The organism is Veillonella sp. 27098_8_77, from assembly GCF_041431535.1.
GTDB lineage: Bacteria > Bacillota > Negativicutes > Veillonellales > Veillonellaceae > Veillonella.
This window is the reverse complement of record NZ_JAPVXW010000028.1, coordinates 1-615: the sequence shown is the minus strand read 5'-3', so window position 1 is coordinate 615 and position 615 is coordinate 1. Positions and strand designations below refer to the sequence as shown.

Annotated in this window: 1 rRNA gene; it reads right to left on the bottom strand. The window is 53.2% G+C overall.

Annotated features, from left to right (window positions below):
* Positions 1-615, bottom strand: a 16S ribosomal RNA gene (locus tag O3617_RS09525); the annotation flags it as partial.

Genomic DNA, 615 nt, shown 5'->3' with positions numbered 1-615 from the left:
TTAACCCAACATCTCACGACACGAGCTGACGACAACCGTGCACCACCTGTTTTCTGGCTTCCGAAGAAGAGGAACCATCTCTGGTTCTGTCCATCAATGTCAAGACCTGGTAAGGTTCTTCGCGTTGCGTCGAATTAAACCACATACTCCACCGCTTGTGCGGGCCCCCGTCAATTCCTTTGAGTTTCAACCTTGCGGTCGTACTCCCCAGGCGGGGTACTTATTGCGTTAACTCCGGCACAGAAGGGGTCGATACCTCCTACACCTAGTACCCATCGTTTACGGCCAGGACTACCGGGGTATCTAATCCCGTTCGCTCCCCTGGCTTTCGCGCCTCAGCGTCAGTTTTCGTCCAGAAAGTCGCCTTCGCCACTGGTGTTCTTCCTAATATCTACGCATTTCACCGCTACACTAGGAATTCCACTTTCCTCTCCGATACTCTAGATTGGCAGTTTCCATCCCATCACGGGGTTAAGCCCCGAACTTTTAAGACAGACTGACCAATCCGCCTGCGCGCGCTTTACGCCCAATAATTCCGGACAACGCTTGCCACCTACGTATTACCGCGGCTGCTGGCACGTAGTTAGCCGTGGCTTTCTATTCCGGTACCGTCAA